Annotated in this window: 11 protein-coding genes and 1 riboswitch; of the genes, 4 read left to right on the top strand and 7 right to left on the bottom strand. The window is 69.8% G+C overall.

The annotated features are described in order from the left end of the window. Positions 1 to 86: 86 nt before the first annotated feature. Both BU204_RS10800 and BU204_RS10805 read right to left on the bottom strand, forming a co-directional pair. The gene (locus tag BU204_RS10800; protein ID WP_075125485.1) at positions 87 to 1,946 is read right to left on the bottom strand and encodes an ABC transporter ATP-binding protein; all 1,860 of its coding nucleotides are present in this window, start codon (positions 1,944 to 1,946) and stop codon (positions 87 to 89) included. A 133-nt stretch (positions 1,947 to 2,079) separates the two neighbouring features. Then, complete coding sequence (locus BU204_RS10805) at positions 2,080 to 3,813, bottom strand: ABC transporter ATP-binding protein (protein WP_075125486.1); 1,734 nt, start codon at positions 3,811 to 3,813, stop codon at positions 2,080 to 2,082. Between the two features lie 92 nt (positions 3,814 to 3,905). On the opposite strand from BU204_RS10805, the gene BU204_RS10810 reads away from it, so the two are divergent. Further along, positions 3,906 to 4,502, top strand: a complete 597-nt coding sequence (locus BU204_RS10810) for a TetR/AcrR family transcriptional regulator (RefSeq protein WP_075125487.1) — start codon at positions 3,906 to 3,908, stop codon at positions 4,500 to 4,502. A 25-nt stretch (positions 4,503 to 4,527) separates the two neighbouring features. On the opposite strand, the gene BU204_RS10815 is transcribed toward BU204_RS10810, so the two are convergent. The 3 genes from BU204_RS10815 to BU204_RS10825 all read right to left on the bottom strand — a co-directional run bounded on the left by BU204_RS10815 (position 4,528) and on the right by BU204_RS10825 (position 9,767). Then, positions 4,528 to 7,125 (bottom strand): NB-ARC domain-containing protein, encoded by a 2,598-nt coding sequence (locus tag BU204_RS10815; protein ID WP_158073439.1) that lies wholly within the window; start codon positions 7,123 to 7,125, stop codon positions 4,528 to 4,530. Positions 7,126 to 7,192: 67 nt separating this feature from the next. Further along, on the bottom strand, positions 7,193 to 8,422 hold the full coding sequence (locus BU204_RS10820) for a hypothetical protein (RefSeq protein WP_143229435.1): 1,230 nt from the start codon (positions 8,420 to 8,422) through the stop codon (positions 7,193 to 7,195). 223 nt (positions 8,423 to 8,645) lie between these two features. Further along, a complete protein-coding gene (locus BU204_RS10825; RefSeq protein ID WP_233160044.1) occupies positions 8,646 to 9,767 on the bottom strand; it encodes an ROK family protein in 1,122 nt (373 codons plus the stop codon). A 997-nt stretch (positions 9,768 to 10,764) separates the two neighbouring features. On the opposite strand from BU204_RS10825, the gene BU204_RS10830 reads away from it, so the two are divergent. Both BU204_RS10830 and BU204_RS10835 read left to right on the top strand, forming a co-directional pair. Further along, complete coding sequence (locus tag BU204_RS10830; protein WP_233160008.1) at positions 10,765 to 12,234, top strand: asparagine synthase-related protein; 1,470 nt, start codon at positions 10,765 to 10,767, stop codon at positions 12,232 to 12,234. Then, positions 12,231 to 12,941 (top strand): lasso peptide biosynthesis B2 protein, encoded by a 711-nt coding sequence (locus BU204_RS10835; protein ID WP_083661194.1) that lies wholly within the window; start codon positions 12,231 to 12,233, stop codon positions 12,939 to 12,941. The genes BU204_RS10830 and BU204_RS10835 overlap by 4 nt, the downstream gene beginning before the upstream one ends. 6 nt (positions 12,942 to 12,947) lie before the next feature. Here the strand turns inward: BU204_RS10835 and BU204_RS10840 are convergent, their stop codons facing one another. After that, the gene (locus BU204_RS10840) at positions 12,948 to 13,679 is read right to left on the bottom strand and encodes a copper homeostasis protein CutC (RefSeq protein ID WP_075125492.1); all 732 of its coding nucleotides are present in this window, start codon (positions 13,677 to 13,679) and stop codon (positions 12,948 to 12,950) included. Between the two features lie 256 nt (positions 13,680 to 13,935). Beyond that, positions 13,936 to 14,018: riboswitch (S-adenosyl-L-homocysteine riboswitch) on the top strand. 21 nt (positions 14,019 to 14,039) lie between these two features. Here BU204_RS10840 and metH point away from each other — a divergent pair. Then, complete coding sequence (gene metH / locus BU204_RS10845; RefSeq protein WP_075125493.1) at positions 14,040 to 17,651, top strand: methionine synthase; 3,612 nt, start codon at positions 14,040 to 14,042, stop codon at positions 17,649 to 17,651. Here the strand turns inward: metH and BU204_RS10850 are convergent. Then, the gene (locus tag BU204_RS10850; RefSeq protein WP_075125494.1) at positions 17,636 to 18,442 is read right to left on the bottom strand and encodes a pentapeptide repeat-containing protein; all 807 of its coding nucleotides are present in this window, start codon (positions 18,440 to 18,442) and stop codon (positions 17,636 to 17,638) included. The two genes, metH and BU204_RS10850, sit on opposite strands and share 16 nt — an antisense overlap. Positions 18,443 to 18,470 lie beyond the last annotated feature (28 nt).

Consider the following 18,470-nt stretch of genomic DNA (forward strand, 5'->3'; position numbering starts at 1 on the left):
ACCAGCCAACGCCTCACCAAATAAGTTCAGGAACAGGCTCTGAGGGAACGGGGTGCCGCCCTCTCCCCGTTCCCTCGGTCGACCACTTAGCTCGTCGCCGCGGCGAACTGGGCGTTGTACAGCCGGCGGTAGGCGCCCTCGCGTTCCAGCAGCTGGTCGTGTGTGCCCTGTTCGACGATCCGGCCCTCCTCCATCACCAGGATCAGGTCCGCGTCCCTGATCGTCGACAGCCGGTGGGCGATGACGAAGCTCGTCCGCGAGGAGCGGAGTGCGGCCATCGCGTGCTGGACCAGCGACTCGGTCCGGGTGTCGACAGAGCTGGTGGCCTCGTCGAGGATCAGCAGGGACGGGCTCGCCAGGAACGCCCTGGCGATCGTCAGCAGCTGCTTCTGGCCGGCGCTGACGTTCGTCCCCTCCTCGTCGATCACCGTGTCGTAGCCGTCGGGCAGGGACCGCACGAACGGGTCGACGAACGTCGCCCTCGCCGCGGCGAGGATCTCCTCCTCGGTGGCCTCGGGGCGGCCGTAGGCGATGTTGTCCCGGATCGTCCCGCCGAACAGCCAGGTGTCCTGGAGCACCATCCCCACCTGGGAACGCAGGTCCTCGCGGCGCATCGAGCGGACGTCGACGCCGTCCAGCGTGATCCGGCCCCCGTCGAGCTCGTAGAACCGCAGGATCAGGTTGACCAGCGTCGTCTTGCCGGCGCCGGTCGGGCCGACGATCGCGACCGTCTGGCCGGGCTCGGCCACCAGCGACAGGTCCTCGATCAGCGGCTGGTCCTCCCGGTAGGAGAAGCTCACGTGCTCGAACTCGACCCGGCCGCGGCGCTGGGCGGCCACCGCCGCCTCCCGCGGGTCGGGCTCCTGCTCCTCGGCGTCCAGCAGCTCGAACACCCGCTCGGCCGACGCCACCCCGGACTGCATCAGGTTCGCCATCGACGCCACCTGGGTCAGCGGCTGGGTGAACTGCCGCGAGTACTGGATGAACGCCTGCACCTCACCCAGCGTCATCGTCCCCGACGTGATCCTCAGGCCGCCGACCACGGCGACCACGACGTAGCTCAGGTTCGACAGGAACATCATCGCCGGCATGATCAGGCCGGAGATGAACTGCGCGCCGTGCGCCGACTCGAACAGCTCGTCGTTGCGGCGCCGGAACTCCGCCTCCGACTCCCGCTGCCGGCCGAACACCGTGACCAGCTGGTGGCCGGTGAACGCCTCCTCGATGTGCGCGTTGAGCGCGCCGGTCTGCCGCCACTGCGCGACGAACTTCTTCTGCGCCCGCTTACCGATGACCCCCGTGACCACCACCGACAGCGGGATCACCGCCAGCGCGATCAGCGCCAGCAGCGGCGAGATCGTCAGCATCATCACGACCACGCCCACCACGGTCAGCAACGAGGTGAGCAGCTGGCTCAACGTCTGCTGCAGGGTGGTCGAGATGTTGTCGATGTCGTTGGTCACCCGGGACAGCAGCTCCCCGCGCGGCTGGCGGTCGAAGTAGCGCAGCGGCAGCCGGTGCAGCTTGGCCTCGACGTCCTCGCGCAGCCGGTACACCACGCGCTGCACCACGTCGTTGAGCAGCCGCCCCTGGACCCAACCGAACAACGACGACGCCAGGTACAGCCCCAGTACCCAGGTCAGCACGCCGGCCAGCGCCGAGAAGTCGATACCCGCGCCGGGGACGTCCCGCATCCGCGCGAGCACGCCGCCGAAGATGATGTCCGTGGCGTGCCCGAGCACCTTGGGACCCGCCACGGCAAACGCCACGCTGGCCACGCAGAGCAGGACGACCACGGCGAGCGCGACCCGCTCCGGGTGCAACCGCGCGGCAAGGCGCTTGGCCGACGGCCCGAAGTTCTTCGGCTTCTCCACCGGCATGCCCATCCCGGGCATTCCCCGCCCGCCGACGGGGGGCCGCGGACGGGCCTGGGTTGTCGTGCTCATGACAGTTCCGCCTCCCCGGATTCTTCCCTGTTGGTGGGCTTGGGTAGGAAGCGCTCGGTTTGGGCACGTACTTGCGGCTGGGTTGCGTCACGGTCCCCTGAGCTCACGGTTCTGGAGGTTGACAGAAGGTGTCTCATGCGACCTGCTCCGGGGTGAGCTGGGACTCGACGATCTCGACGTAGGTCGGACACGTGTCGAGCAGTTGGCGGTGGGTTCCGATGCCGACGACCGAGCCGTTGTCCAGCACGACGATCTGGTCGGCGTCGAGGATGGTCGTGATCCGCTGGGCGACGACGAGCACCGCGGCGTCGCGGGTGTGCGGGCGCAGCGCCGCCCTCAGCTGCGCGTCGGTCTCGACGTCGAGCGCGGAGAAGGCGTCGTCGAACAGGTAGATCTCCGGCCGGCGGACCAGCGCGCGGGCGATCGCGAGCCGCTGCCGCTGGCCGCCGGAGACATTGGTGCCGCCCTGCGCGATCGCGGCGTCCAGCCCGTCGGGCATCCGCTCGACGAAGTCCCTGGCCTGTGCGATCTCCAGCGCCTGCCACAGCTCCTCGTCGGTGGCGTCCGGGTTGCCGTAGCGCAGGTTGCTCGCGACGGTCCCGGTGAACAGGTATGCCCGCTGCGGCACCAGGCCGATCCGGGTGCGCAGCACCTCCTCGTCGAGCTCCCGGACGTCGACGCCGTCGACCAGGACGCTGCCGTCGGTGGCGTCGATGAGCCGCGGGATCAGCGAGAGCAGCGTCGACTTGCCGGCACCGGTGCTGCCGATGATCGCCGTGGTCTGGCCGGCGCCGGCCCGGAAGGAGATGTCGCGCAGGACGGGGCTCGCGGCGCCGGGATACCGGAACTCGACACCGCGCAGCTCGACCTCAGCCCGCCGGGCCAGCTCGCGCACCGGCTCCAGCGGCGGCCGGACCGAGGACTCGGTGTCCAGCACCTCGTTGATCCGCTCGGCGCAGACGGCGGCACGCGGGATCATCATCGAGATGAACGTCGCCATCATCACCGACATGAGGATCTGCAGCAGGTAGTTGAGGAACGCGGTCAGCGCCCCGACCTGCATCTCGCCCGCCTCGACGCGGTAGGCGCCGAACCAGAGAACGGCGATGCCGGAGCCGTTCAGGATGAGCATCACCGTCGGGAAGACCATCGCCTGGAGCCGGCCGACCCGCAGGGCTGTGTCGGTGAGCGCCGCGTTGGCGTCGGCGAACCGGCGGGTCTCGGCCCGCTCCCGGACGAACGCGCGGACCACGCGGATACCGGACAGCTGCTCGCGCAGCACCCGGTTCACCACGTCGATCCGGTCCTGCATGGCGCGGAACTGCGGCACCATCCGCCGGATGATCAGTCCGATGCAGACGATCAGCAGCGGCACGCAGACCAGCAGCAGCCAGGACAGCCCGACGTCCTCCTGCAACGCCATCACCACCCCGGCGACGCACATGATCGGCGCGGTGACGAACATCGTGCAGAGCATGGCCACCAACAGCTGCACCTGCTGGACGTCGTTGGTACTGCGCGTGATCAGCGACGGCGGCCCGAACCCGGCGACCTCCCGCGCCGAGAACCGCCCGACCCGGTGGAAGACCGCGGCCCGCACGTCCCGCCCGAACGCCATCGCGACGCGGGCTCCGAAGTAGACGGCGATGACCGAGCAGACGATCTGCACGAGCGTGACGACGAGCATCCACCCGCCGGTCGAGACGATGTAGTCGGTGTCCCCGGTCGCGATCCCCCGGTCGATGATGTCGGCGTTGAGGCTGGGCAGGTAGAGCGAGGCGATCGTCCCGACCAGCTGCAGCACGAGCACGGCGGCGAGCTCCCGCCGGTAGGGCCGCAGGTGGGTACGGAGCAGACGGCTCAGCAAGGATCCCCCTACAGAAGAAACGATGCGTATCTTGTGAGAGCCACGGTAGGCTAGTCACATAAGAAACGCAACGTACTTTAAAGGGGGCAGGGTTGGGTGAGTCCAAGCCCCGACGTCGCGGTGAGCAGCTGGAGCGGGCGATCCTCGAGGCGGCCTGGGAGGAGCTCAACGAGGTGGGCTACGCGGGGGTGACCATCGAGGCGGTCGCCGCGCGGGCCGGCACGAGCAAGCCGGTGATCTACCGGCGCTGGGCGAACCGGGCGGAGCTGGTGCTGGCCGCGTGGGGGCGGCAGAGCCCCATGCGCCCCGACTTCAAGGACACCGGGACGCTCCGCGGCGACCTGATGGCGTTGTTCGGCGCGATCGCCCACCGAGCGGACCGAATGATGGGCTCGATGATCGCCGGCGTGATGGGCGAGACGTTCCGCCATCCCGAGATGGCCGCCTTGCTGCAGGAACGCCTCAAGTCCCCGCCGATGGTGCAGGTCATCCAGAAGATCATCGACCGCGCGGTGGCCCGCGGCGAGCTGGCACCGGTCACCGTCTCCCCCCGGGCGGGCCGGGTCCCCCTCGACCTCATCCGCAACGAGTCCATGCTCTGCCGCACCCCGGTCCCCGACTCCACCATCGCCGAGCTCGTCGACGAGGTCTACCTCCCCCTGCTTCGCGGCCTCCAGCCGAACAACTAGCGCCTGTCACGTGATGGTGGTGCGATCAGAACCAGGCCGTCTCGTCGGAGTCGGCTTCGAGGTTCGCCAGGCGTTCGCGTACCTCCGCGCTGGCCGGGCTCCCCGACGTGGCGAGCAGCTCCACGGCCCGCCGGTAGGCGTCGCGCGCGGACTCCGCCTCCCCCGCCGTGCGGTGCAGCTCCGCGGTGACCCACCAGATGTCCGCGGCACCCAGTACCGAGCCGACGGCCCGCATCAGGGCTGACGCAGCCTGGAGGAGGGGCAGCGCGCTCCCGGTGCGACCGGTCATGGCCTCGGCCCTGGCGAGCACGGTGTAGCACCGGGCGAGGTTGTAAGGATCGGGAACGTCCAGACCCCCCAGGTAGGCGCTCGCCGTCCGGGCGTGCCGCACGGCGTCCTCGGGGCGGCCGGCCGCGATCGACGCCCGCGCGAGGCTGACCAGCACCAAGCCGACGTTGCGGGACTGGTCGAGCGTTCGGTAAAGCGCCAACGCGCGGCCGAAGCGGTCGATGGCCAGGTCGACCCGACCCTGTTCGAGGTGGACGAAGCCGGTCCGTTCGATCGAGCTCGCGACCCGGACGGGGCGACCGAGCTCCTCCCAGAACCGGGCCGCACCGGCCATGTGCTCCAGCGCCTCGCCGTAACGGCGGACCGCGTTGAGCGCGAGCCCCAGCCGGTCCTCCGACTCGGCCTCCATCTCCCGGTCCCCACACCGGCGTGCGGCATCGAGTGCGAGCTCGTCGACCGCCAGCCAGTCCTGGTGGTGCCCGCAGGTCAGGAAGAGACCCCACATGGCGTCGGCAATCCGCCAGGCCACCGCCGGGGTCCCGACGACCGCCTGTCGAGCGACGGCGTGGAGAACCCGCCGTTCCCGCACCAGCCACCGCAGGGCGGCGAGGTGATCGGCGAACACCGGCGGTTCGAGTGGAACGTGCTCGACCCGCGGCCGGGTGCGGCGCCGGTGGGGGGTGAGCACCGCGTCGGCGGCAGCCGCCGTGTACAGGTACCAGTCCGCCAACCGCCGTGTCGCGAGGTGGCGCTCCACGTGCGACTCCTCCGTCTCGGCCCGCTCTCGAGCATGCAGCAGGACCAGGTCGAGCAACCGGAAGCGCCCGGTCTGCCGCTCCTGCAGGAGGTCCGCGCCCAGCAACTCTTCGAGGCGCTCCTCCGCTTCGGCCGCCCGGGACTGGATGAGCGCGGCCGCCGCCTCGGCGTCGAAGTCCGGGCCCGGGTGGAGACCGAGAAGCCGGTACAGGCGTGCGGCCCCTGGTGAGAGCTCCCTGTAGGCCCGATCGAACACGGCTCGCACCGACGGTTCGGCGCCGAGGGCGAGCCGGTCCAACCTCCGCCTCTCGTCGAGCAGGTCGGCCACTGCCTGCTGAACGGTCCACTGCCGACGGTGGGCGAGCCTCCCGGCGGCGACGACGAGGGCGACGGGGAGGCCGCCGCACAGCTCCACCAGGCGCGCCAAGGCATCAGGCTCGGCGGCGACGCGTGACCGACCGACCAGAACGGACATCAGGTGGACGCCGGTTTCGGCGGACAGGGGTCCGAGCTCGATCAGCTGTGCGCCCTCCACGGTCAACGCGTCCAGTCTCGAGCTGCCGGTGACGACGGTCGTGGTCGTCGATGGCGAGGGCAACAACGCACGTACCTGCCCGAGTGAACCAGCGTGGTCCAGCACGACCAGAATCCTCCGTCCGGAGGTCACCGTGCGGAACAGGTCGGCCTGCTCGGCGGGATCGGCCGGAAGGGTGACGTCCGGCACGCCGAGTGCTCGCAGGAACCGGCGCAGGACCTGTCCGGGAGGAACGGGTGCGAGTGGACCACCCAGGTCCGCGTACAGGCAGCCGTCGACGAACCGGTCCTTCGCCCGGTTCGCCCACCGTACGGCCAGAGCGCTCTTGCCCACTCCTGGCGGCCCGACGACGAGGACGAGGCCAGGTGCTGCCCGGTCGAGAGCGTCCAGCTCGCGCTCGCGGCCGGCGAAGACGCCGAGCGACGGCGGAACCTGATGTGGACAGTCCTGTTCGGACTCACGCGCACCCGCCGTCGGCGCCGGAGGAGGTACCACGCCGGACGGCCGGTACATCCACGCTCGGATCCTGGCTTTCTTGGCCTCCAACGACACGGGGTGGTAGTCGACCGGGTCGAGGTTGCGGTACCGGTGCCTGACGGTCCCCTCGTAGATCGTGTCGGAGACGACGACGGCCAGGTCGACCGGCGACTCGCGGAGGGAGGCACGAAGCTCGTCGGCGTCTGCCATACGGCAGGCCGTGATCAGGTCGGTCCCGGACAGGCCGTACCGGTCGGTGGACACCTCGCCCGCGTGGACAGCCAACCGCAGGCGGAACCGCTCACCGACCCGCGCGCTCCGGTTGTGCTCGGCCAGGGCCGCCGAAAGGCACGAGAGCAGCGGGTCCAGCAGTAAGACCTTGGGTACCAATGGTGATACGAGCACGATCGCGCCGTCGCCGCGGTCCTCGTGGTGACACGACTGCCAGGGGATGCCCGCACCGGCGAGGCTCTCGTGGAGCAGGGCGTAGAAACGCTCGCGAAGGACGGTTCTGGAGCTGTCGTCGCGATGCCGGTCCGAGAAGCCCTCGATGTCGAGGACCAGCATCGACCGGTGTGTGGGGAAGACCTCTGTCCGATGGCTCGGCTCGGCGGACGACGGGCTGGTGCGCATGTCAGTCCCCATCCACGAGCCGAGGAACCGGAACCTGGGGCCAGGCAGTGGCTTCCTCCGGTTCGGGCAGCTCCAGCAACCGGTACAGGCACTGGCGGAGGACCTCGGCGGACTGGCCGCGCATCGCCGCGACTCGCCGGCGCGCGACCCGCCACTGCGCGGGCTGTGCGTGGACGGCCGCCTGGAGCTGCGTGAGGAGCGGCACGTCGGCCACGAGCCGTGGGCTCACCGCCGCCAGCTCGGCCACCACCGAGGAACTGTCCACGTCGGTCCCGCCGAACGGGCTGAACAGCACGGGCACGCGAGTCGCGGCCGCATACGCCGCGAGCGAACCGTGGTCGGCGACCAGCAGATCCGCGGCGGCGACGAGCCCACGCCAGTCCTCACCGACGTCGATGAGGTCCACGCCGACGGCACGGACCTCGCGCATCCAGTTCCGGACCTGACGGGTGCCGTGCTCGGCCCAGACCGCGGGGTGGAGCGTCGCGATCACCCGGTGGTTCGCCGGCAGCTCCGCCGTCAGCCGCAGCAGCACGTCGCGCTGGGTGGCGATCAGCGAGTGCCGTCCCCACGTCGAGGCGACGGCGACCAGTACCTGAGCGGGCCGGACACCCAGGCCGGTGCGGTAGTGCTCGCGCCGGGAGGCGGATGCCAGCAGCCGGTCGAGGCACGGATCGCCGGTGACCAGTGCGTAGGGCACGGACTCCGGGCACTGCCGGGCAAGGGTCGTGATGTGGTCGGGGTGGGGTACCACCAGGGCGTCGAAGATCGGTCCGCCGACGGCGTCGAGGAGCGACTCCCGGTCCAGGCCGTAGACCGGGCGGGCGTCGGCGTCGCCGGGCCAGGCCCAGGCGGGCCAGAGCTTGGTGAAACCAGCGCCGTGCGGGGCGGAGAACCGCTTCTTGGCGGGCACCTCGCCCATCCGGTGGAGGCTCGCGGACACCGTGAGGTCGAACGATCCCTGCACCGCCTCCTGCCAGGGCAGCGTCCGAACCTCGAGCTCGGCCAGGCACTTCCCGACGCCGTCGCCGAGCCGGTCCGGCACCTGGGTGTACAGGATCTGTAGCCGCGGGTCGCCCTCGACGAGCATGACGTGGTCTTCCAGGCGCATCAGGCTGGTGATCGTGTGGACCCCGACGAGCACGGTGCGCTGGTAGGTCCAGGTGGCCCACCGGCGGGCCGTGCTGTCACGTTGTCCGGTGGCATCAGGGCTCGGCTCTCCACTTTGCATGATCGAAGTCCTCTTTCCGGACAGGCAGCAGCAGACGAAATTTCTCAGATTTCTCCGATCCGGGTACGATAGGCCCCAAGATCTGCAATGCATCGTAATTCGCTGTTGTCACCAGGGACAACGATCTATCGCCGACAATATTCTGATGCCGCCGACAGATCGGATCAGATCTGCGCCGCCTTCAACCTGAGAAATTTCTTGGTTGTTTCTCCCGGCGCTTACTTCACTTTTTCCGCGCCGAGGCTTCAACTTCAAGCCCGAACGCGAGTGCACCCCGCGCTCCGGCCCCTGCGCCCAGTTCGGAGGCGACCACCGTGGTCGGCTCGTTCTCCACGCGAAACACTCCGGGAACGGTGTGTCGACGCATGGACTCGCGAAGGACGTCGAGCAGAAGATCAGCTGCCCCACCCAACTCGCCGCCCACCACCACGGTCTCCGGGTCCCACAGGGTGCACACGGTGGCCAGCGCGAGGCCGATCGTTCGTGCGGCGTCCTCCAGTACGCGACGGCACACCGGATCGCCGCTCTTGGCCCGCTCGACCACACGGTCCAGGGTCGTGGGCAGATCAAGTCGGTAGCCGGAGTAGGCCTGCCTGACCTGTTCGAGAATTCGCGCGCCTCCGGCAACTGTTTCCAGGCATCCCCGGTTGCCGCACCGACACACCCGACCCTCGGCCTCCATCGTCAGATGGCCGATCTCGCCCGCGATGCCGTGCCGTCCGCGGAAAATGAGCCCTCTTACGACGAGACCTGCACCGATCCCGGTCGACGCCTTGACGTACAGCATCGTCTCGTGGTTTCGACCCGCGCCGTAGACGTATTCTCCGTATGCCGCCAGGTTGGCCTCGTTGTCCACGATCACGGGCGTGTCCGGAAACTCGTCATACAAGAATAGCCGCAGGTCACCGCCGACATCCCAGCCGAGAGAGGACGAGACCTGGGTCAACCTGGCCGTCCGGGGGTCGACGGCGGCGGGGATCCCGACACCGACGGAGACGATGAGATCGTTGCTCATGCCGATCCGAGCAACCAAATCCTTGGCCAGCCGAGCGGCCTCACGAAAACGCAACGCGACAGGCTGGTCAGGACCGAAATCAGCGGTCTCGTACTCCAGTGCGACGGCGTCCAGGCGACGGACCCCGATCGTCACCCGACTGTGATCGACCTCTATTCCGACGGCCACGCCACGGACGTCGCCGAGGTGGACTCGCTTCCCCCGCTCGCCCTCCCCCGTCTCGACCCGAAACACCCCTTCCTGCTGTAGCTCGGCAACGGCGGTCGAGACGGTGGCAGGCGACAGACGGGTGTCCTTCGCGATGCCGACCTGCGTCCTCGGGCTGATCATCACCGACCGAATGATCTTTCGACGGTTGATGTCCTTGGCAGTGTCCGAAGTACCACGCAGAAGGGCTCTGGCGTCGAGCGGAGCCCCAGTTCGATCAGTCATTACTGCCACGCCCCAGTCTTCAGCATGAACAGCCGCAGTCGCCAGATTTAAGGGTAGCCGCAACGAGCCCTCACGGAGGCGTGTTCGCATGCCGCTCCGGCAACGATCAGACACACACCGCAACGGCCGCGAGCGCGACGGCGAAGAACCCGCCGGGCTCGAGCCGCCCGGCGGCCCTGGAGCGGTCGACGGCCTCGGGCAACACGTACGCTCCCCAACTTGTCGCGAATACGGCAGCACATCGCGCCGAGCATCCCGGCGATGCCATCCAGAACGATAAATCTTACGGCTCCTCCAGCAACCAGCACGAGGAACTCGGCGGCACCGGCCGGCTTCAGAGCAGCAATCGAACCAGATTCCACGACAGTGGTAGCGATGACCGTACGTCGACATGACAGCGCCCAGATTCCGTGACAAGATCCCTTGCAGTAGGTGAAAGCGGCAAGCAGTGCCAAGCGATCATTACCCTCTGTTCCGAGCACGCCCACTCTCGGTGGGTTCGATTCGCACCGATCGAGGCACGAGACACACCCGATAGGCGCTTACCTCCACCGAAAAGTGCCCTACACTGGTCGCCCGTGTCTCTACTCAATCGCCTTTGCGCGCTTGTTTCCGCCTGTGATTCCGCACTCCTCAGGAGACCTGGGAAAACCGCCTTCGGGAGCGAATACTCCCCCCCATCAGTGGAGGACGAAGGCAAGTCGGAAGACGTCGTACGAGGTAGCGCAAGTGGCTCCTCGGACGCGAACGGCCAGAGCTACCACTAGCGACCATGAAATCAGAGAAATCACCCACTGCGCAAGGATTAATCTCGGCCACCGGAAGCTGGGAGCAGTCCCGCCGACCCGGCCCTACCTCGGCGATGACCCCCACGGAAAGGACATCTTTGCTGGTCATGACAGGATCAGGTGCTGACGCGCTGAGCGCCGCAGGTGCGCCGGAGCGGCCGGCCGGGACGCGCGGCGGCGACTGCTGGACCTCGCTCGTCGGGAACGCCGTCTGTCCCGGCGCAGGTGACGCGCTCGGTACCGGAAATCGGTGCGGGGAGATTAGTCGCGCCGCAGGGAATACCGTGCCGACAGAGCGTACACACGATCTTCGGGATAGCCTCGCCTACGGAACACCCATCCCGCGCGGCGACTGGACCATTGCCGCGACACGCCTCCGACGGGCACTGCTCCACTCGACACAGCGACGCCGCTCTGAAACGTCAATCCTGAGCGCCGACTTCAGCGGCGGAATCGATTCGTCCTCACTCGCGTTCCTGGCAGCGAACGGGAGAGAGAACGTTCACTGCCTGACGTCCCGCTCGTTCGGCAATCCCGATCACGACGACGTCCGGTGTGCGTCGCGATTCGTCCGGCTCCGGCGCGAACTGACCCATCTGGTCGTTCCGGAAAGCGAGGAGCAACTCCCGTTCGCGGACCGGCAGGCGAGCGTGGACCAGCCCTGTGCCGCGCCATTCTTCGTCGGGCCGACAAAAGCCCGGCTGGCCATGGCCCGCGAACTCGGCAGCACCGGCCACCTGGTCGGAGAAGGCGGAGACGTGCTGTTCTCACCACCCCCGATCTATCTCGCGGATCTCGCCCGAAACGGACAATTCCCGATGTTGTGGCGGCACTGCCTCGCCTGGGCACGGCTACGCACCCGCTCCCCCCATCAGCTGTTCCGACGGGCGATGACGGTCGGCGTCCGTGGCTGGCGAGGCGAACTCCGCACCCTCGCCTCGCGGATCGAGACGGGCCGGCCCGCGGGCCGGGAGTCCTGGGAGGACGACTGGATCGCGTACTGGCCCCGCCCCCAGGCGGACTGGCTGACCGTGCGCGCCCGCCACGCCCTCGCCGGGCAGCTCCGCGAGGCCGCCCGGCGGGGAGACCCGGCACAGGACTCCGCCTGCGCGGACGTGGTGACCCGTGCCTGGCTCCGGCACCAGTCGCGGACAATGGACGTGGTCCGACACCTGGGCGCGGAGTTGGGTATCGAGGTCCACGCCCCGTTCCTGGACCCGGACGTGGTGCGGGCCGCCTTGTCCGTACCGGCCCACCTGCGGGCCGACCCCACAGCACCCAAACGCCTCCTCCGCTGCGCGCTCACCGGCCTGGTGCCCGACTGCGTCCTGTCCCGCCGAACCAAGGGCGACTACAGCGGTGACGCCTACCGAGGAGTCCGGGCGGCGGCGCCGTGGCTGCGGCGGCTGCTGGCCGACCCGGCCGTCGCCGACCACGGGATGATCGAACCCGCGCCGGTGCGTGCCGTGCTCGAGGCCGCGATCGAGGGCCGGCCCGTCCCCTGGGGTCCCTTCACCCAGCTGCTCGCGTTGGAGGTCTGGCTTCGGGGGACGCGAACAGCGGTGGCCCCGCCGTGACCGGCTTCGCGGTACCCGAGCGCGCCCGGATGGGGCGGGACGAGTCCGGTCGGCTCGTGGTGCTCAACCGGGCAACCGGCCGCTGGCACATCATCAACCGGACCGGGGCCGAGGTCGTCGACCGGCTCGTCGACGGCGTCGACATCGACCGGGTGGCGGCACTGCTGGCGCAACGTCACACCGGCGTCAGCGTCGAGCAGGTCCGGGAGGACGTGGTCCGGCTCGTCGACGGTCTCGTTCGCCGCGGTCTGCTCGAGCTGCGACCCGAACGCGGGACCTCCGCCGTCCTGATGAGCCTGCCCGGTTACGAGGAGGCCGCCCCCACCGCCACCCACCGCATCGCCGCGGTGGTGGCGCTCCCCGTCGCGCTGGTTCTGCTCCGGCTGCCGTTCCGGGCCCAGGTCCGCGCGGTCGCGGTCGGCAAGAGCCTGCTGGGCGCCCGCGACGCGGACGACCTCGACGTGCGGCGGTGCCTGTCGGCCGTGCGCTGGGCCGGCACCCACTACCCAGGCCGGTTCGCCTGCCTCGAACAGTCGCTCACCGCCGTACTCACGGCAGCACTGCTCCGGCGACGAGCCGACTGGTGTTTCGGGTTCTCGAGCGATCCGACCACCATGCACGCCTGGGTGGAGGCGGGAGGACACCCGGTCACCGGAGTCCTCGACGCCCCGCTCGAGAAGACGTATCGCAAGGTGTACGCCGTCTGACGCCGCTCAGGCGCTCAGCGCCACCGCGCGGAGCGCGGCGATGCCGCCGATGTCGGTGTCGAAGCGGTCGAAGCCCTCGGGCACACCCATCGCGGTAAACAGCGGATCGGCCGCACCACGCACCGGGATCCGCACGGCGGCGTGCAGGTCGCGCACCCCGGTCCTGGCCAGTACCTCTCCGGCGTTGCCAGCCCGGACGCCGCCGCAGGCCATCACCTGGACCCGGCCGGCCGCGCGGTCGTTGAGCTCCCTGATCAGGTCCGCGCCGTCGAGCGCGAACCGGGCGCGCCCGGAGGTCAACACGCGGGTGAAGCCCAGCTCGACCACCCGGTCGAGCGCTCGCACCGAGTTCGCGGACACGTCGATGGCCCGGTGGAAGGTGGTCTCGAGGTCACCGGCCGTCTCGAGGAGGTCCGCGCAGGCGTCGTCCACACCGCCGCCGGCGTTGAGCACCCCGAAGACCACCCCGGCGGCGCCGAGCTCCCGCGCCAGCGCGATGTCCCGACGCATCACGGCGACCTCGTTGGCCGTGTAGCGGAAGTCGCCGGGGCGCGGCCGCACCAGTACGTGCACCTCCGTACGGCCGGCGCTGGCCACCGCCTGCTCGATCAGGCCGGCGCTCGGTGTCAGCCCGCCGTCCCCGAGTGCGGCGCACAGCTCGATCCGCTCCACGCCACCCCTGGCCGCCACAGCCACCCCACCGACCGATTCGACACCGATCTCCACCCGCACCGTCACCCGAGCGAGTATTCCGGGCGGCGAGCAACCGCCCCCATCCGGGAGCAGCGGATCTGTACGGGATGTGGACGCGGCGGTGGTACCTCCGGACCGGCGGTTGTGACCTTGGTCACGACGGCCCGCACCGGTCGCGGCATCCAGGCCGTGAACCGCCCCCGCGCGGAACAACAACCGCCGTCACCCGTACGGTTGGTATCCGCGTCTCGAAACCTGAGCACGGTAACGTGCCCTTATCACGTTCGATATCGTTGGGGGACGGGTCGAGAGGCGCTGCAACGGACCACGGGTCCGCCACGCTCGACCCGGTATGTAGTACGGCTGTAAGGGCGCCTCCCATGATGTGACTCTGGGAGGTACCGCATGCACAGCGAGCGTCATCAGGCCCTTCGTGCCCTGCTGGACCAGCGGATCGTCGTGCTCGACGGCGCCTGGGGCACCATGCTCCAGAACGCGGGACTGACGCCGGAGGACTACCGAGGCGACCGGTTCGTCGACCACACGCACGACGTGGCCGGCGACCCCGACCTGCTCAACATCACCCGGCCGGACGTGATCCTCGACGTGCACCGCCAGTACCTGGCGGCCGGCGCGGACATCACCACGACCAACACGTTCACCGCGACCTCCATCGCCCAGGCCGACTACGGCCTGCAGGGGCTGGTGCACGAGATGAACGTGACCGCGGCGCGGCTCGCCCGCCAGGCCGCCGACGAGGCCGGCGGGAAGTTCGTGGCCGGCTCGATCGGCCCGCTCAACGTCTCGCTGTCCTTCTCCCCCCGCGTCGAGGACCCCGCCTACCGCGCGGTCTCGTTCGACCAGGTCAAGGACGCCTACGCCGAGCAGATCGCCGCGCTTGCCGAGGGCGGGGTGGACCTGCTCCTGATCGAGACGATCTTCGACACGCTCAACGCCAAGGCCGCCATCGCGGCGGCCCGCGAGGTCGCCCCCGACCTGCCGCTGTGGATCTCGGTCACGATCGTGGACCTCTCCGGCCGCACGCTCTCCGGGCAGACCGTGGAGGCGTTCTGGCGGTCGGTCGCGCACGCCGAGCCGCTGGTCGTCGGCGTGAACTGCTCGCTGGGCGCCACCGAGATGCGGCCGCACGTCGCCGACCTCGCCCGGCTCGCCAACACCTACGTCGCCAGCCACCCGAACGCCGGCCTGCCCAACGCCTTCGGCGGCTACGACGAGACCCCGGAGGAGACGAGTGCGCTGCTCGCCGACTTCGCCGGGGCGAACATGGTCAACCTCGTCGGCGGCTGCTGTGGCACGACCCCGGCGCACATCGCCAAGATCGCCGAGGCGGTCCGCGGCGTGCCGCCGCGCCAGATCCCCGCGGCGACGCCGGCCACGCGCTTCTCCGGGCTCGAGCCGTTCGAGATCGGCCGGGACACCGGGTTCGTGATGATCGGCGAGCGGACCAACGTGACCGGCTCGGCCAAGTTCCGCCGGCTGATCGAGGCCGGCGACCACCAGGCGGCGCTGGACGTCGCGCTCGAGCAGGTGCGCGGCGGGGCGAACCTGCTCGACGTCAACATGGACGCCGACCTGCTCGACAGCGAGCAGGCGATGACCACGTTCCTGAACCTGGTCGCGACCGAGCCCGAGGTCGCCCGCATCCCCATCATGATCGACAGTTCCAGGTGGACCGTCCTCGAGGCGGGTCTGAAGTGCGTGCAGGGCAAGGGCGTGGTCAACTCGATCAGCCTCAAGGAGGGTGAGGAGCAGTTCCTCGCCCAGGCGCGCAAGATCCGCGACTACGGTGCCGGCGTCGTCGTGATGGCCTTCGACGAGCAGGGCCAGGCCGACTCCGCCGACCGCAAGGTCGAGATCTGCGCGCGGGCCTACGACCTGCTGACCCGTGAGGCCGGCTTCCCGCCCGAGGACATCATCTTCGACCCGAACGTGCTCGCCGTGGCGACCGGGATCAGCGAGCACAACGGCTACGCCAAGGCGTTCATCGACGCGCTGCCGCGGATCAAGGAACGCTGTCCCGGCGTGCACATCTCCGGCGGCATCTCCAACCTGTCGTTCTCCTTCCGGGGCAACAACGTCGTCCGCGAGGCCATGCACTCGGCGTTCCTGCTCCACGCCGTGCGTGCCGGTCTGGACATGGGCATCGTCAACGCCGGCCAGCTCGCCGTGTACGAGGACATCCCCGCCGACCTGCTGGAGCTGGTCGAGGACGTGCTGTTCGACCGGCGCGAGGACGCCACCGACCGCCTCGTCTCCTTCGCCGAGAACGTCAAGGGCAGCGGTACGAAGCGGACGGTCGACCTGAGCTGGCGCGAGGGGACGGTCGAGGAGCGGCTGTCGCACGCCCTGGTGCACGGGATCGTGGACTTCATCGAGGAGGACACCGAGGAGGCGCGGCAGAAGCTGCCGCGGCCGCTCGAGGTCATCGAGGGTCCGCTGATGGACGGCATGAAGATCGTCGGCGACCTGTTCGGCTCCGGCAAGATGTTCCTGCCACAGGTGGTCAAGAGCGCGCGGGTGATGAAGCGCTCGGTGGCCTACCTGGAGCCGTACATGGAGGCGGAGAAGGAGCGGCTCAAGGCCGAGGGCAAGATCGACACCGGGCGCGGCCAGGGCAAGGTCGTGCTCGCCACGGTCAAGGGCGACGTGCACGACATCGGCAAGAACATCGTCGGCGTCGTGCTGGGCTGCAACAACTACGAGGTGATCGACCTCGGGGTGATGGTGCCCGCCGCGAAGATCCTGGACACCGCGGTCGCCGAGGGCGCCGACGCGGTCGGCCTGTCCGGCCTCATCACGCCGTCGCTGGACGAGATGGTGTCGGTGGCGACCGAGATGCAGCGGCGCGGGCTGAAGCTGCCGCTGCTGATCGGCGGTGCCACGACCTCCCGCCAGCACACCGCGGTCCGGATCGCGCCGGCCTACGACAACACGACCGTGCACGTGCTGGACGCCTCCCGGGTGGTCGGCGTGGTGTCGAACCTGCTGGACCCGGGGCGGGCCGAGGAGCTCGCCGTGACCAACCGGGCGGAGCAGGCGCAGCTGCGGGAGGCGCACGAGCACCGGCACCGCAAGGCGCTGCTGACGGTGGAGCAGGCCCGCGCCAACCGCGAGCGGGTGGACTTCGACGACCTGCCGGTCCCGGCGTTCACCGGGCTGCGCAAGATGACGCCGACGCTCGTCGAGCTGCGCGAGATGATCGACTGGCAGTTCCTGTTCCTGGCCTGGGAGCTGAAGGGCAAGTACCCGGCGATCCTCGACCAGCCGGTGGCCCGCGAGCTCTACGACGACGCGAACGCCATGCTGGACCAGATCATCGCCGAGGGCACCCTGCAGGCGCAGGGCGTGTACGGCTTCTGGCCCGCGCACTCCGAGGGCGACGACATCGTCCTCGATGACGGCACCCGGTTCGCCATGCTGCGCCAGCAGACCGAGAAGCCGGAGGGCCGCCCGAACCGGTGCCTCGCCGACTACGTCGCGCCGGCCGGTGACCACCTCGGCGGCTTCGCGGTGGCCATCCACGGCGCCGAGGAGCTGGCCGCCACGCACGAGGCGGCCAACGACGACTACCGGTCGATCATGGTCAAGGCCCTGGCCGACCGGCTCGCCGAGGCGTTCGCCGAGTACATCCACCTCGAGGCCAGGCGCGCCTGGTTCGAGCCGGACGCCCAGCCGGTGCTGGCGGACCTGCACGCGGAGCGGTTCCGCGGCATCCGCCCGGCGCTGGGCTACCCCGCGAGCCCCGACCACAGCGAGAAGGAGATCCTGTTCGACCTCCTGCGCGCCAAGGAGCTGGGCCTGGACCTGACCGAGTCCTTCGCCATGACCCCGGCGGCGAGCGTCAGCGGGCTGATCTTCGCCCACCCGGCCTCGCGGTACTTCACAGTCGGGCGGCTCGGCCGCGACCAGGTCGAGGACTACGCCCGGCGACGAGGACTGGACCTGTCCGAAGTGGAACGCTGGCTGCGGCCGAACCTCGACTACGACCCCGCCTGACCCGCGCCGGGACCCCAGTGCGGTGGCCGCCGAAGCCGCGGCGGCAGGTGGGTAGCCGTGTCACCGGTCGCGCTGTTCACCTGCATCTGGGTGAGGAACAACGCCGTCGAGAGGGTGGTTCCGGCGAGGTTGGCGCCGCGCAGGTCGGCGCCGAGGAGGTCGGCACCGCTCAGGTCGGCGCGGGTCAGGTCGGCGCCGATCAGGTAGGCGCCGCGGAGGTCGGCTCGGCGCAGGTCGGCGCCCCGCAGGTCGCGGCCGACGAGGTCGGCGCCGCGGTGGCGCGGACCTCGGCCGCGTAGGGCGGCGCTGACCCGGGAAAGCAGCTCGGCAACCTGCCCGCGGTGGGGTGCCACGTCGGCGGCGGCGAGCCGCTCGGGGGGTTGGCGTGCGATGCGCTCGGTCTCGGCTCGGGCGGTGGTGAGTTCACTGTGGAACGACTTGGGGGCGCGGCGGGCTGCTTCGGTGAGGTACCAGAGGATCTCGTGCAGGTCGCGGAGGACGTCGAACGCGGCGAACATGGCGCCAGCGACATCCGGTGTAGAGCGCCAGTCGCGGCCGGGGAACACCTCCTGCGTGATGCGCTGGCCCGCACCGAAGCAGTCGTAGGCGGTGCAGCCAGCGAAACCCTTGGCGCGCAAGGAATCGTGAATGCCACAGCGGTTGTCGCTCAGCAGGTTCAGGCACGGCTGCCCGGCCGGCTTGGAGACCGCGAAGTCCGTGGACGCGGCGAACGCCGGCGCCACACAGCACAGGCCGACGCACTTACCGCAGTCGGCTCGCAGCTCGGTCATTCGTCCACAATAGCCGCCAGGGACGACC

The sequence above is a fragment of the Actinophytocola xanthii genome (assembly GCF_001921205.1).
Taxonomy (GTDB): Bacteria; Actinomycetota; Actinomycetes; order Mycobacteriales; family Pseudonocardiaceae; genus Actinophytocola; species Actinophytocola xanthii.

Bases quoted from the DNA above. Each gene is read 5' to 3' on its own strand.
- BU204_RS10800 (WP_075125485.1), bottom strand. From the start codon at position 1,946: ATGAGCACGACAACCCAGGCCCGTCCGCGGCCCCCCGTCGGCGGGCGG.
- BU204_RS10815 (WP_158073439.1), bottom strand. From the start codon at position 7,125: ATGCTGGTCCTCGACATCGAGGGCTTCTCGGACCGGCATCGCGACGAC.
- BU204_RS10820 (WP_143229435.1), bottom strand. From the start codon at position 8,422: ATGCAAAGTGGAGAGCCGAGCCCTGATGCCACCGGACAACGTGACAGC.
- BU204_RS10825 (WP_233160044.1), bottom strand. From the start codon at position 9,767: ATGATCAGCCCGAGGACGCAGGTCGGCATCGCGAAGGACACCCGTCTG.
- BU204_RS10830 (WP_233160008.1), top strand. From the start codon at position 10,765: ATGACAGGATCAGGTGCTGACGCGCTGAGCGCCGCAGGTGCGCCGGAG.
- metH (WP_075125493.1), top strand. From the start codon at position 14,040: ATGCACAGCGAGCGTCATCAGGCCCTTCGTGCCCTGCTGGACCAGCGG.
- BU204_RS10850 (WP_075125494.1), bottom strand. From the start codon at position 18,442: ATGACCGAGCTGCGAGCCGACTGCGGTAAGTGCGTCGGCCTGTGCTGT.